The organism is Muribaculum sp. NM65_B17 (assembly GCF_004793735.1).
GTDB lineage: Bacteria > Bacteroidota > Bacteroidia > Bacteroidales > Muribaculaceae > Muribaculum > Muribaculum gordoncarteri.
Genome location: NZ_SRYY01000005.1, coordinates 282262 through 296399, shown reverse-complemented (window position 1 = coordinate 296399; position 14138 = coordinate 282262). Strand labels below are relative to the sequence as shown.

The 14138-nt window shown below is 42.8% G+C and carries 18 protein-coding genes; 5 read left to right on the top strand and 13 right to left on the bottom strand.

Annotation, left to right across the window (positions count from 1 at the left end; genetic code table 11):
- Positions 1–6 precede the first annotated feature (6 nt).
- From E5354_RS09600 to E5354_RS09565, 8 genes are read right to left on the bottom strand one after another with little or no spacing between them, the layout of a single operon-like run.
- Positions 7–756 carry an MBL fold metallo-hydrolase gene (locus tag E5354_RS09600; protein WP_135947309.1) on the bottom strand — a complete coding sequence of 250 codons (750 nt, stop codon included), beginning with the start codon at positions 754–756 and terminating at the stop codon, positions 7–9.
- A 19-nt stretch (positions 757–775) separates the two neighbouring features.
- Positions 776–1675, bottom strand: coding sequence for a hypothetical protein (locus E5354_RS09595; protein WP_135947308.1), 900 nt, complete (start codon positions 1673–1675; stop codon positions 776–778).
- A gap of 4 nt (positions 1676–1679) precedes the next feature.
- Positions 1680–2000: a hypothetical protein gene (locus E5354_RS09590; RefSeq protein ID WP_135947307.1), complete on the bottom strand. Its 321-nt coding sequence runs from the start codon at positions 1998–2000 to the stop codon at positions 1680–1682.
- 12 nt (positions 2001–2012) lie between these two features.
- Positions 2013–3971: an AAA family ATPase gene (locus tag E5354_RS09585; RefSeq protein ID WP_104405372.1), complete on the bottom strand. Its 1959-nt coding sequence runs from the start codon at positions 3969–3971 to the stop codon at positions 2013–2015.
- 11 nt (positions 3972–3982) lie between these two features.
- Entirely contained in the window at positions 3983–4210 is a 228-nt protein-coding gene (locus E5354_RS09580) for a DUF3853 family protein (RefSeq protein WP_168353875.1), read from the bottom strand.
- 50 nt (positions 4211–4260) lie between these two features.
- Positions 4261–4473 (bottom strand): hypothetical protein, encoded by a 213-nt coding sequence (locus E5354_RS09575; protein WP_104405370.1) that lies wholly within the window; start codon positions 4471–4473, stop codon positions 4261–4263.
- 18 nt (positions 4474–4491) lie between these two features.
- Positions 4492–4881: a response regulator transcription factor gene (locus tag E5354_RS09570; protein WP_104405369.1), complete on the bottom strand. Its 390-nt coding sequence runs from the start codon at positions 4879–4881 to the stop codon at positions 4492–4494.
- Positions 4878–5102, bottom strand: coding sequence for a hypothetical protein (locus E5354_RS09565; protein ID WP_133159580.1), 225 nt, complete (start codon positions 5100–5102; stop codon positions 4878–4880). The genes E5354_RS09570 and E5354_RS09565 overlap by 4 nt, the downstream gene beginning before the upstream one ends.
- 216 nt (positions 5103–5318) lie before the next feature.
- Here E5354_RS09565 and E5354_RS09560 point away from each other — a divergent pair, with 216 nt between their 5' ends.
- The 5 genes from E5354_RS09560 to E5354_RS09540 are packed head-to-tail and all read left to right on the top strand — an operon-like array spanning position 5319 to position 7863.
- Positions 5319–5675, top strand: coding sequence for a helix-turn-helix domain-containing protein (locus E5354_RS09560; RefSeq protein WP_135947306.1), 357 nt, complete (start codon positions 5319–5321; stop codon positions 5673–5675).
- Positions 5676–5679: 4 nt separating this feature from the next.
- Positions 5680–5862, top strand: a complete 183-nt coding sequence (locus E5354_RS09555; RefSeq protein ID WP_104405366.1) for a hypothetical protein — start codon at positions 5680–5682, stop codon at positions 5860–5862.
- Positions 5859–6302 carry a hypothetical protein gene (locus E5354_RS09550; RefSeq protein WP_135947305.1) on the top strand — a complete coding sequence of 148 codons (444 nt, stop codon included), beginning with the start codon at positions 5859–5861 and terminating at the stop codon, positions 6300–6302. The genes E5354_RS09555 and E5354_RS09550 overlap by 4 nt, the downstream gene beginning before the upstream one ends.
- The gene (locus E5354_RS09545; protein ID WP_104404140.1) at positions 6299–6592 is read left to right on the top strand and encodes a hypothetical protein; all 294 of its coding nucleotides are present in this window, start codon (positions 6299–6301) and stop codon (positions 6590–6592) included. Before E5354_RS09550 ends, E5354_RS09545 begins: the two co-directional genes overlap by 4 nt.
- A complete protein-coding gene (locus tag E5354_RS09540; protein ID WP_104404141.1) occupies positions 6589–7863 on the top strand; it encodes a phage integrase SAM-like domain-containing protein in 1275 nt (424 codons plus the stop codon). The genes E5354_RS09545 and E5354_RS09540 overlap by 4 nt, the downstream gene beginning before the upstream one ends.
- 391 nt (positions 7864–8254) lie before the next feature.
- Here the strand turns inward: E5354_RS09540 and E5354_RS09535 are convergent, their stop codons facing one another.
- The 5 genes from E5354_RS09535 to E5354_RS09505 form a co-directional block, all read right to left on the bottom strand.
- The gene (locus E5354_RS09535) at positions 8255–9394 is read right to left on the bottom strand and encodes a DNA alkylation repair protein (protein ID WP_065538229.1); all 1140 of its coding nucleotides are present in this window, start codon (positions 9392–9394) and stop codon (positions 8255–8257) included.
- A gap of 414 nt (positions 9395–9808) precedes the next feature.
- Positions 9809–11212 (bottom strand): mobilization protein, encoded by a 1404-nt coding sequence (locus E5354_RS09520; protein WP_135947304.1) that lies wholly within the window; start codon positions 11210–11212, stop codon positions 9809–9811.
- 209 nt (positions 11213–11421) lie between these two features.
- Complete coding sequence (locus E5354_RS09515; RefSeq protein WP_135947303.1) at positions 11422–12378, bottom strand: toprim domain-containing protein; 957 nt, start codon at positions 12376–12378, stop codon at positions 11422–11424.
- A 212-nt stretch (positions 12379–12590) separates the two neighbouring features.
- Complete coding sequence (locus tag E5354_RS09510) at positions 12591–13667, bottom strand: AAA family ATPase (RefSeq protein WP_016269990.1); 1077 nt, start codon at positions 13665–13667, stop codon at positions 12591–12593.
- A 14-nt stretch (positions 13668–13681) separates the two neighbouring features.
- On the bottom strand, positions 13682–13990 hold the full coding sequence (locus E5354_RS09505) for a DUF3853 family protein (RefSeq protein WP_008664960.1): 309 nt from the start codon (positions 13988–13990) through the stop codon (positions 13682–13684).
- Positions 13991–14138: the final 148 nt, after the last annotated feature.

Below are 14138 nucleotides of genomic sequence, written 5' to 3'. Positions count from 1 at the left end.
TTTGAATTAAAAGGGTGATTTGTTGAAATTTAATGTCATTCCACTTTCCGCAATGTGGATGGTCTTACCTGTCGCTTCCATGATTCCTTGCCGGAACTCACTTGCATTTGAATTGCCATCGGAAAGGTGTATCAACACAATGTTGTTCACCCCCGACAAGTCATTTGCAAGCAATGTCCCCTTGCAAGTTTCATATTCCATGTGGGATTTCATGGTTCGCGCCCTCAATGCACTTGGCAATCTGCCGGATTCAACATTGGCATCCAAAATGTCTTGTCTGAAATTACATTCAATCAAGATATTGTTCAATCCTGCAAACGTATAGTGCAAATAATGCGTATCAGTCGCAAACAAGACCATTCCACATTCCGGGTGATATATCAGGAATCCGAAAGGTTCGGCGGCATCATGTATGGTGTCGAATGCTTGAACCCTGAAATTGCCGATTTCGACAATGCACCCGGCTTCCATCATAAGCGGTGACAAATAGGGGCTTTTGAACTTCTTTATCACTTCATGCAATGTTCCCGTGGACATATACACGGGGATTTGCGCCTGAATGAAGTTTTCAACGTGTTTGGCGTGGTCGCCATGTTCGTGTGATACAATCGCCCCTTTGATGCGTGAAACATCGAAATTGACCGCCTTTTGCACTTCTTTGAATGAAATGCCACATTCTATTGCCAAGGCTTCCTTGCCATTGTCAAGCAAGTAACAATTGCCCTTTGAGGATGAACCCAATACTTTAAGCTGCATAACCTTTCGGATTTAGGGTTTAGAAACTGGGTGAATTTTGCGGTTCTTCCGTTTTCGGTGCTTCTTCCGTTGGAATCTCGCTCTTGATTTCCCCGGTTTGGGCATCAACAACCGTTTTTGTTGTTTTGTCTTTACCATCTGCCAAGTCCATGCTTATTTGTTCCTTGTTAGCATTGTTCTTGCGTTCTTCTTCCGGGGTGTCCTTGATTTCTTGATACTCGACATCCTGAATGTCTTGGTATTCCTCAATGGTTTTCATACCCATTGAAAGTTCCGGCGCATAAGCACTTGTCCAAAATGATGCGGCACGATACATTAGCATTTGCCGTGTCATTGTCTGCCATTTTGAACCGTTCTTTGTGAACCAACCCTCTTGAATGGCAAGCCGGACGGAAACGGGCGAACTTTCCAACATCTTGTCCGAACCCTTGGCGGTCGTGAATGCGACACATTCAATGTCCATCACCTTTTTGCCGTCAAATTGCTTGGTTACGGCACGTTTGGAACGTGTTGCATTGTCCCAAACATAATCCGTGTAATCCACCATCCCCAACATACCCTTTTCGATAAATCTGTATTGTAAGGGATTGAAACGCCCGCAAGTGTTCACGGTTGCGACAAGGAATTTGGACGACCAAGACGGTTTGCCATAGATGGGAACCATGTTTTGCATCACCATCAAAGGACTTGCGCCGATACGTTGTGCAATCTCAATAGCAATCATGCAATTTGCCATTGCTTTTTCAATCGGATTTTTCTCTGAAACCTTATACATTTCTGGCACAAGTTCGGATGAAGCAAACAACTTGCACACACGTTGCATTGTGTCAAACTGCACCGGGTCAAAGAAGTTGAACCCTACTTGGGTGGGTTGTGAAACAACCACCGCATTGTTGTTTTTTGGCTGTAATTCGTTCATTGTCTTATGATTTAATTGTTAGATTTATGGTTGTCAAATCCCCCCCCAATTTATCCATCAGGGTTTTAATTGAAGCAAGTTTCAGACCCTCAACAACAAGTTCCCTTGTTTGCTCCTGTGTGGCAAGTTCCGCAATTGCCCGGACTATTTGCCCTTGATTGCCCATGATTGCGATTTCTTGGGCGGTGGTGTTGGAATCTTCCGGGGTTTCGGTGGCTAATATCACCAAACCGCGCTTTGTCTTGTTTTCACTTGTCATTTCTGACATTGATGTTGCAAACTCTTCCACCTTGGAAATGAATGCACTTTTCTTGTTTTCTTCCATTGTTACGAAATTTTATTGAATTGTTAATTTGTTGTCTTTGGTGACAACAAGGTTTATAATCTGACTTTCCGTTGGGATTATCTCATTGACACTTTCGCGACCGTCAATGAATATCGGGGCACAAATGCCATAATGTCGGCAAAGGGTGTTGATAATATCCAACCCGGCATTGACTTGTCCGGCGGTGTTGGCACTGCCATAAGGCACACCATCAACAAGCGGAACGCACGTTTCAACGGCATTGCCATCAAAGGTGTAATCATACAACTTGAATGAAACGAACTTGAACATGGCATTGATGCGTTTTTCGCATTCGTCAATCTTGGTCTTGGTGAATTGCTCAATGGTGTATTCTTCACGCTCGACATCGGCGATTTGTTGTGCCAACTTCTTGCCGTTTTCTTCAAGCTGTGATATTTCCTTTTCACAACGTGAAATGGCATCACGTTTTGCAAGTCTTGCTTTCAGTTCATCGCGCGAAGCGTTCCACGTTGCCTTTTGGCTCTGCAAATCCTTTGTGTCAATCCCGGTGTTGTCGGTTGAAACGGTGGCTTCAATGTCGGCGATTTCCTTTTGCTTGGCAACCCATTCGGGGATGTTTTCAGGCACAACGGCGGCAACATCAACAACGGGGATTCCGGCAAAAGATGCTTCCAAGATTTCAATCTCTTTGGTCAAAGATTCGCTTTGCTTCTTGGATTCCTCGATTGATTCCTTGATGCTCTCAACCCTTGCTTCCTTTTCGGCGATTCTTGCGCCAAGATTCTTGCCCTTTTCGGTGATTTCATTGCATTTGTCAGCTTGTGCCCTGTTGAACACTTCACGGGCTTGCGAAAGCATGGATTCGGGCAATTCTTGTCCGCAATGCGGGCATATTGTACCACCGTCATATTTCTTGCCGTTTTCCTTGTACCATTCATTGCGGATGGTGTCTTGTTCTTCTTTGAGTTTGTCAATATCCCGGTGGATGCGTGCGACCTCAACTTGCCCGTTGGTTATATCCTTTTTCACGGAATCAAGTTCACGTTTCTTGTCCTTGATGCTGCTTTCCAATTCCCGGCGTTTGCTATTGGCTTCAAAGGCGGCATTTTGCGCTTGTTCCTTTGCCTTGAAAATGATTTGTTGGCATTCTGACTTCAACGTATTTATTTGCTTCTGCTTTGCTTGCTCCTTGTCATACTGCTTGCGTATGGCGGCAGTAACATCGGCAATTGCCTTGTCAATGTCGGCAATCTCCCTGTCTGCACGTTCAATTTCCATTTCTATTGCATGGAAATCTTCATTTTCCGGCATCATCTTGTGGGTTTGGTCAATGCGCGGTTGGTTTTGGTCAAGTTCACCTTTCAAACGCTTCTTTTTAGCCGCGATTTCGGCTTTGAAGTCTGCGAATGATTTGCCGCTTATCTTATCAAGCAAAAGGGCAAATTCGGGCTTTTGTGAAGCAATTTCGGCATCTGTGATTGTTCCGGCAAGCTGAAACAATTGTTCGCGCTGCAACTTCCAATCCATATTCACAAAGAAAGCCGGGTTGGTAATCATCTTGAATACGGATGAATCAATGATTGCTTCAATGCGCTTGGTGTATTCGCCCACCTTGACCGGGGTTTCATTCCACCAACATTCCGTGTGATTTCCCTTGAACACTCGCTCAACTTGTCCACGCGGTTTTACCCAATCTTCAACAAAAGCACGTTTCAGGGTGATTTCCTCACCATCAACGACAATTACACCTGACACACTGCATTCCACGTTGTGAAGCTCTTGCCCGTTAATGCGTGTCTTTACTTCGTAATCCTTGCGGTCTTTGGTGTCTTTGCCAAACAACAACCAAATGAATGCGTCAAAATGTCTTGACTTGCCAAGACCATTGCCGCCGGAAATGGTTGTAACATCGGCATTGAAATTCGTTGTCCGCTCCTTTTCACCCTTGAAGTTTACAAAGGTCAAGGACTTTAATGTTACTTGTTTCATTGTTGCGATATTTATTTGTTATTAAATAGTTCCAAAGCCAATTCAACATCAACCACAATTATACGCCCATGTTGGGTAATAGCCCGGTCAATGCGCCCACTTCGTTTGATGCGGTTTGCCGTTGTCATGCTACAATTGAAAATTTGAGCAATCCCGGCAATGCCATACACCTTGCGATGTTCCTTGACTTCTTGGGGGGCTTGTTTCGGTGCTTCTTTCGCACTTTCCAACAATTCCATCAGTTGCCCAACCGTTAGGTCGATAATTCTTGTTTGTGGGTCAATGTTTATCATTCTTCATCTTCCTTGAAATAATCGGGGATTGGTATTTTCTTTAAGAAATGTGCGGATAATGCAAGGCTTGCCACCTCCAAGAATAAAAACCACAAGGGGGCATCCTCCGTACTGCACAAAAGGCAAAGCGATATTGAGAACCACCAAACCACGGCTTTTTGTTTGATTGTTAAGCCTTTCAAGACAAAGGCATTTTTTAATTCATTCATTGTTGCGAAATTTTGATGTTAAACGAATGGTGAAAAATCCCCATCAGCCTTTCGGCGACCACGTACACGGCAAATCCTTGTCGTTGTTGTCCGGGCATTACGTGCCATAATCACGTTGTCATTTGACCACATTTGAGGTATCAGAATACCCAAAAGGAACAATGCAAACACTTTTCTTTTGAATGGTGAAAGTTCAAATGATATGTGAAATGTCATGCAAAACCACCACGCGGACAATTCATTTACCTTGGTGCATCTTGTTTTCTCAAAGATGTTCCGGGCATGATTTTCAACCGTTCTTTCCGAAATATAAAGGCGGTTTGCTATATCCTTTTTAGTTGCGCCCCATGCGAATAATTCCGCAATTTCGGATTCGCGTTTGGTGAGTTTTACGGCATCTTCTATCATTCTGCAATCCCCCAAACATCAGTGATTCCAAATTCCGAAAAGACTTCTTCCACCGCCTTTGCTTCCGAAACTTTTGGTTCAACCTTTCCTTTCATGCGGATAAGGAATGCCGCCCGCGTTGTCACATTCAATGCCGCCATCAGCTTTTCGCGGCACGTTGGTATGTCGCCATTACGAACTTGCGACCACCCTTTTGAAAATGAAAATTGTTCTTTGCTCATTACTCTTTTATTTTTAATTATTGTAAAATTGCGGCACAATTTTTCGTCATGTCGCAAATTTGACGTAAATTTGCTATTTGTTTCAACGAAACTTTGCTTTACCTTTGCATTGTTTTCGTTTACGTTTGCAAAGATACGGCATATTGTGCGAAAAACCAAATTTTTATCACACAATTTTGCGTATTAAATTTGCGTGTATAACATAACTAATTGAATATGAATGAATTTGATATTAAAAAAATTCGTGAGCAATTGAATGTTTCGCAAGAAAAACTTGCGGAAATGCTTGGAGTACACCCAAGAACCGTTCAAAATTGGGAATCAGGTACAACAATACCGAAAGCAAAACACGCAATGTTGCGTGATTTGATGCTAAAACAACATCAGTATGCCGGGGGTGCTGAACAAAGCAATGTCAATGGCGACAATATCAACGGCAACAATGTGACGGTAAACAACAAGCCTGACACCGCAAGATTGTTGGATTTGCTTGCAAGCAAGGAACAATCACTTGCCAAGGCACAAGAACACATTGATAAATTATTGGTGATAATTGAACGACTAACAAAATAAAGATATGGACACAATACAAATCAAGGTGAATGACTATTACGGCAACCCATCTTATTATTCGGTTATGCCGGAATCCATCTTTGATGCACTTGAACTTGCATCATTAAAAGGTGAAGAACTTGCCACCGTTGAAAGGGCGGCATTTGATAAAATGATTGTTGAATACGACAAAAAGATGAAGCCATGAAAGTATATAGATACCTTATATTAGCGTTGCTTTGCGCCCTGTCTGTTTCTTGTTCAAAGGATAATACATTGGACAATGAAGAACCCCAAACCGTATTGTCCGATATTGCCGGAACATGGTTTCAATATGCTTATTTGTGTTCCGATGGGTACTTTGTGGATATATCAGACACCGGGGATTGCGCATATTATGAATTTGCCTATCCCAATATATTCACGCAATACACCGTAAATGAATCCGGGGAAAAGGAAATCATAAAACAAGGGGAATGGGTATATAATGCCGAAACAAAGATTGCCCATATTACAGAACCGAAAGGATGGAATCTTGACATCGCCTTTGATTTCGGTGTTTTGAATGATTCCTACATTGCGACAATGAAAATAAAAGGTCGCACACAAAATTCAAGTTCAACAATTAAGGCAAGACTTTTACGATGAAGAAAAGCATAAATCCCCGTGCCTTTGAAATTCAACGCAGATTCTTTCAAGCGTTGGATTTGGCTATTGCATCGGAAAAGGTGAATGGCTTGAAAGGATTTTGTGAAGAACACAAGTTGAATCGCACAAAGTATTCACGCATTAAGAATGCGTTGGATAAACCCATTGAGGAATCAACGTATAAAATGATTGATATTGACGCGCTGGCGGCTCTCTGTTCGGATTTTGGTGTGTCGGCTGAATGGTTGTTGCTTGGTCGGGGAAAGATTCTTAAAACGGAAAAGCAATGAAAATTCAGTGGGGCGTAAAATTCATATTGCACAAACGGCATTCAAGGGACACAAAAGCATCCATCCGAATGCGTGTCACTTTGCGCGGTCAAACTCCTATTGATTTCCCGACAAGGCTTGATATTGATATTGAACAATGGGACACGACCACACAACACGCTTTGAGTGCTGCACCGGGGGCATCTGCAATCAACCGCACCATTGATGAATGGAAAGCCAACATCAATGAAATCTTTGCCCGGTATGAATTACTTGAAAAGCGTGTTCCGACCGTTGGGGAAATCAAAGACCTTTTCAATGATATGGTCGGGCGCAAGACAAAGACGAATGAAAGTGTGCCGAATCCCGGCGACAATCTGTTTACCGTGTTTGACATCTTCACGGACACGATGGGCAAGCAAAATCAATGGACGGATGCAACACACGAAAAGTTTGCAGCCTTGAAAAGACACTTGAAAGACTTTGACCCCAAGTTGTCTTTCCCGCAAATTACAGAATCAAAGATGCAAGCATATCTTGGCTATCTGAACAAGCAAGGATTCCGAAACACCACCATCGCCAAGCATCTTGCATTTGTGCGTTGGTTTTTCCGTTGGGCTGCATCAAAAGGATATTATGATGGTGATATTCACGACACATTCAAACCAAAATTGAAAGGGACGGACGGCAATTCAAAGGAAATTATCTATTTGACCCAAGCCGAAATCAAGTTGCTGGAGAATTACCAATTCTTGCCGACACAAAAGGCACTTGAACAAGTCCGGGATGTTTTCTTGTTCTGTTGCTTCACCGGGTTACGATATTCGGATGTTGCCAAATTGAGAAAAACGGATGTTAAAGATGGATTCATTGATGTTGTAACACAAAAGACCGTGGATGGCTTGCGCATTGAGTTGAACAAGCATTCACAATCCATCCTTGACAAATACAAAGACAAAACATTGCGCGGTGATTTGGCTCTGCCTGTGATTGCTAATACAAAAATGAATGCACATTTGAAAATCTTGGGGCAAGTGTGCGGCATTGATGAACCGATAAGGATTGTATATTTCCAAGGGAATGTCCGGCATGAAGAAGTGTTCCCCAAGTGGGCGTTGCTCACCACCCATTGCGGGCGGCGCACGTTTGTTGTTACCGCCTTGCAGCTCGGAATCCCAAGTGAGGTGATAATGAAGTGGACGGGACACAATGATTTTTCGGCAATGAAACCATACGTTAAAATTGTCGATGAATTGAAAGAACGGGCAATGTCCCGGTTTGACAATTTATGATGGTACACGAATATATCAACGTAAAAACCACGTACACGAATTTGTACACGATATTTTGCCGTATTTATGGCATTGTATGGCATTGTATCATGTCATTTTGTGATATGATAGGGGCTAATGTGCTGAAATTTCGTGATTTTGGCTTTTCATGGAATCATAGCGTTTCAAAGGTTTTAGTCCCTCTCTCTCCGCAATAAACGCTGAAAATCAGCAAATTGCAAAGCAAACACCCAATTTTACACCCAAGAATGTAAAATTGGGTGTTTTTGTATTCTTTAAGATTGATAGTATGGGAAGGTAAGTGGAAAACCTCCCTTTTAACGTGCAAACCACTTGTTTTTTCTTGGATATAACGGGGAATTTACGGATTAATCTCAACTATTAAAAACTGTCATTCAACAAGTTCAAATTCACATTTTCCCGATTCACATCCATTGAATATAACAGCAATCTGATGAATGCCGGGATAAAAAGTTCTTGTCGTTATGGGGCGAAACGAATGTTTCCTATTGACTTCCGTAATGGAGTTTCCTTTGTATTCCTTCTCACTGATTTTATAGACTTTCCTCGTCATCTCTCCATTCATTTTCCGATAATAGATTCCGTATTCCAATCTTATTGTCCGTTTTTCCGTATTATAATTGTTTAGATTAAAACAAAATTCAACAGAATCACCCATTTTTATTCTTTTTGTAAGAATCTTAAAGTCACCTATGCTGATATTGTCATTCAAACTCAGTCCAAACAGGTTCAATATCTCGTGATTCCCCTGCTTAAGCAATGTTCGGCATCCATGCTTGATAACCCAATCAATATTCTCTGATTGCCCTTTCCATTTTTTAGCCAAAGCAATTACGATTTGTGGATTATCCTTTGAAATATCGTTCAGGTTATTGGCAACACTCAACCTTACAAACCTGGATGGATCGTTTTTCAGATTTTCCATAATCGGAATGATGGGAGCTGGATTTTCTTTTAATTTAGGCAATGACATCGCCCACGGCAGACGAGGTCTGCACCCTTCCGATGCAAGCCTCCTTACCCCCCAGTGCGGATGTTTTGACCAAGCCAACATCTGTTTCATCATTTCATCTTGATATTTCACAATAAAGGCATGGGTCACAAATTCGCAAGTCGTGAATTGCGTAATTCGCTCAATGGCTTTCACTGATGTCTCATAGTCCTCTATTCCATATCGCTCCACATAATGGTCCAAAATAACCCCATATTCTAATGTCAGCAAATTGAAATTTTTATCGTCTATCTTTGAAAAATCGAGCAGTCTAACTTTTACACAGTCTAATAATTTAAAGATTTTCGCAACAGCTTCTTTATACTCGGTTGGCATAAACTTGTGCAGAACAGTAGTTATGTGTGCAATCCGCTGCTTATAACCTCTGTTCTCCCATTCTTCATCCATAACTAAAGTTACAAACTTGTCTACACTCATGTTCTGGAGAACAAGAGACAAGTCGTTGACAAACCTTCCAAAGAATGGCTTATCAAACATATTTTTAAAAGATTCTGCCATTACTTTTATCTTACTACTATACCATTTTCGATGTTGATTTCAATTTCATAGTCCTTTATATCCTTGATTCCGATGCCGCTATGAGTTCTTTATCTGCTTCGATATTCTTCATCTACAAAATAATACAATGCTCCATAGCACGATGGAGCGATTTATAAATGCAGAAGCACAAACTACTGATGCAACACTCGAAGTCGAAAGTCGTAGGAAACCTTGTGTACAGATGTAGAGGTAGCAGCCCATGCTGTATGCGTGAGAACCACTATGCAATCCCAGTACACTGGTGAATTTCCTACGTTCTCGACTTACAAGAGAGCATAACGCTTCTTATTTTCTTATTTCTTGGAAAGAGTTGCCCCTATCCGAATGCAAAATTAGTTATTTTATTGATGTTTTGCATTATATAGAGCGGAATTATAGCTTGAATCCTCTACTTTTTCTTGATTCTTCTACTGATTGCCGTAAACCTTGCCGAAGTTTCTCCCATTGCTCTTTGAACCATTCGCCTATCGGTTGCCTGTTTATTGTAAGCACCAGTTTATTATTATCAACCGAACTTTTCTCAATCTTGAAAATATCATTCTTGATTTCAAATCTTCGCCTATGCTCTTCAGAATAGATTTTTCCATTGCATCTGATTGCTTCCTTTTTTGTCAAAAGACTGTTTACCATATCTTTGGTAAATCCGATGGCATAGCAGAGTTTTTCCATTCTCAACATCTCTTTGAGTAAAGGGAACCAGTTGAACGCCTTTTCAAGAATGGTATTCAATCGTGATATTTCCTTGTCTTTGGCTTCAAGCTCTTGATTATGCACTCCTTGAAGATTACGAATCTGTTTGCCATGCTGTTCCTGCATCTGTTGCATACGGACTTTTAAATCGTCAATGCTTTTGTTCCGTTTGGCAATCTCCTGATGCAGTTCCACATTGCTATGCTCCAGCTCTTTCAGTTTTCCGCTGCCGAAAAGAGAACCTACACCGCTTGCTATGGCTGTGGCAGCATCGGTGGCTGCGCTTTTGAGCTTGTCGGTGCGTATCTCCGATTTTACCTGTTTGAGTTCCTGTTCGGCAAGTTCCACCTGTTGTTCTTTATGCCGCTTTGCAGCATCTATGCGTTGCAGTTCGGCTTTCTGTTTTTCAATGATGAAGTCATTGCGTTCCAGATGTTCTTTGCCAGTAACATTTTTTGATTGCCCACGTTCCATCATTAGAATGTCTGATGCCAAAGTCTGCATTTTTGCCATATCCTCGTCATTGAGTTTACGGCTCTTTCCTGTATCGTGGTTCATCCAGTCAAAAACAATATGGGCATGATAATTCGGCTTAAACCATTTTTCACCCACTTGAAAACTCTCTTTGTCTTCTGCGTCAGGTTTTTCACCCAGCCAATGTCCTTCGTCCTTATGCAGGAATATTTGGAGTGGCGTGATGCCCCAGCGTCTTTGGCACTCTTCGCCAAATTCACGCACATCTGCCAATGTGGTGTCCGCTCTGATGAGCAACACTCCCTCACGGATAGGTGAACATCCTGCCACCTTGATTATTTTACCATTCTTTCCTTTGCGTTCCCGTTCTTTTTCCTGCATGGCACGTCCGGTCTTTTCCTTGACCATCCGTTTGATATTGTCATAGTGCGTTTGCAGTTCGGGAGTGCCGAAGTTCGGGTTTATCCATTGTTCGTTGTCGGCAGAAAGTTCGGACACAACATAGATTTTGGACACCCCGATGTTTCGTATATACTCGTCAGTCCTTCGGTTATGCGCCTCACTCGATGCGATGTTGCAAGGCTTTATGTGTATGCTTGATTTTGTTGCCATAGCTTCTTTTTTTGTTTACATTAGATTACTTTGTCCGCTTCCGTAACGGGGTTCTTAGGGGTAACCCATAAGCGGAGATTGCAAAGAGAGGGTCACTCTTTGCTCGGGGTTCTCAGGGGTGAAACGCCCTGAGTGGGTCATTAGGGCAAAGCCCTAATCCCCTCGGGAGAGCCCACAACTACGGAAGCGGAGCGTGTAGTTATAGTGGGCTATAACCGAAAGCCGTTCTTCTTTTTCGGTGGCTGGGTGTGCGTCTCTCTTACGGACTGGACTTGCCTGTTTCTTTCAGCCTGTTTCTGTAGGTATTCGTTCAAGTCCTTGCATCCGCTGTAGGTCTGCGAAGCGTCACGGATGTATAAGTCTCTGCCGTATTCCATACGGATTTGCCGGAGTGCTTCCATCCCTGCACGGTCATTGTCAAAGAAACAATGTATGCGCTCGTAACTACCCAACGGATAGAGAGCCTTGCTCACATTCGATACAGAGTTCAATACCATATAATCTTGTCTGTCCAGTTCGGGAAATTTCGGGCAATTTTCCAATCTCAAAGTAAGAAATGAAAGATAGTCCATAAATCCCTCGAACACATAACAGGTATTCCTTGCTTTCCCCGACTGTCTGATATGGGAGATTTCCTTTGGGGCGATGCAGCCCTTGAAATAACGGTTACGAATCTCATAGCCGCCCGATATGTTTGGAAAGGCAATGGCGAAATACCGTTTGCCGTTGTTGGTGAAATGAGCTTCGCGGCATTCTCTTTTCGCCAGTTCCGTGTTTATTCCCCTTTCCTGCAAATAGGAGAGCAGGGCAGGAGAAGAAAGCGGTACAATCTCCAGTTGTTGAAAACGTGGCTCGGAAGATGACTGCTTGCCAAAAGAGAAAGAACCAGGACGGATATGTGGTGTCTGTTCTGCTATGCGTTCTAATATATAAGGTATATGGTCGGTAGCATATAAGTGTGAAGCCAGTTCGATGATGCCGCCGCCTTTGCCGAGTGCAAAATCATACCATTGGTTGCGCTCGGTATTTACCTTGAACGAGGCTTCGGTTTCTTCCCTTAACGGTGATTTATACCATAGGTTGATACCCTGTTGTTTGACGGGAGAATATCCCAAACTGTGCAGATAATCCGCTATCCTGATTTGCTTGGCTGTCTGTATATCCATAAGATAATTGTTTGAGTAGTTAATGAATTGATTTATTTTTCTTTTCGCCCGTACCATTTTAAGAAGTACGGTCTATATAACCACTTCACTAAATTGTCGTATATATAGAGTACGGCAATAAAGTGAAGCGGTTTATCCATTCCTTGCATCACTTCGCTTTATCCTTAATATATAGACCCACAGAATAAAGTGAAGCGAGTGCAGGTAACGGGTTAATAGTGGAAGTCGGGCATGAATGTGTATTTTCTGCCGTTCTCCTGCACTATCATCCGTTTGTTGCGAAGCATGGTGATGAGCGGTACCGCCTTTTGATGGTTCAGCTTTACACCTATTGACGTATAGCTTTTGATTAAGGCATCTTCCAGTTCCTTGTAACCGTATTCCTCTTTCAGCCCGAAAACGGCTTCCAATGCGATACGGTGCTGCTGCTCGGTAATATGCCTGTAAGGGTCGAACTTTTCCTCTTCCGGTCTTCCCGGTTTCTTCGCTTCGGGTTTGTAACCCTCTATGAGTTCAGGCAAGGCACTGTCATTGATACGAAAGGCAAAAGGCTCGAAATCCATTGCCCGGATGTGCATGGCTGAAACATTGCTTATATCTCCGTTGCTTTTGTCTTTTTCCACCAGCAATACGGTTTCCGCCTTATTGTTCAACTCCGTGCCGATATGCCCTCTCGCATTCTCATCCCCTTTGTTCTGGTGCAGTATCGTATGGATATGTATCTGCCTGTCGTCCGTCCACTGCATCAGTTTGGATATGATGCGTGTGGATTCGCCGGGGCTGTTGATGTCATATACCATGTCACGGATGCCGTCTATGATTACAAGACCAATGTCGGGCGTATTATAGATAGCCTGTTCGACAATCCTGATACGCTGTTCAGGTGTGTATTTTCTCAAGGCGAGAAACTCAAGGTTCTCATTATCCCTGTCATCAGGCAAGTCAGCCATCCGTAAAATGCGTTTCATGACTTTCAGGCAATGATAAGGACTTTGCTCCGTATCAACATAAAGCACTTTCCGCTTCCCGTCGGAGAGTTCCGCTACATACCGCAACACTGTGCCATTCTTCAATGCGGCGGCTACAATAGCCGAAACATTGAATGTCTTTTTACTTTTGGCTTTGCCGATGGATGCGCTGAAATTGCCCAATGTCCCAATGACAGAACCATGCACTTTGAGGATTTCGGGTGCTTTCTCATAACTTTTCGACAGGCTCAAACGTGAGGCTTGCCAAAGGATTACGGCTTCTTCTGCCGATATGTCCTTAAACTCTTTCATGTAGTCCATAGCCATTCCTCCCGTTATTTCCGTCCTCCGGTTTTCTTTCCTGCCAGTTCAAGGGCAAGTTCCGCATCCACGATAATCTTGCGCCCTATTTGCGTAATGGCTTTGTCTATCTTTCCGCTTTTCTTTATGCGGTTGGCGGTGGGCAGGCTGCACCCGAACAGTTTGGCTATGCCCAGTATTCCGTACACATATTTTCTTTCTGTGTCCGTAACGGGTCGTGGTTGCGTTTCCGTTTGACCGGAAGCGTGCTTGCTCAGGAATATGAACTCTTCGCCTGTCATCTGCCAGACGGGTTTTAATAATAACTCTTGAAGATTTGTCATCGTTCAATCTATTTAGCCGTTAAACAATCAGCCCTGCGCACTGGCTGTTATCTCTGTTCTCGAACGATGCAAAATTAGATAGGGGAGTGAGTGGAAAGGATGTGGTTGGTATAAATGGAATGTTTTATTATTTCTCTGAATATCAGAT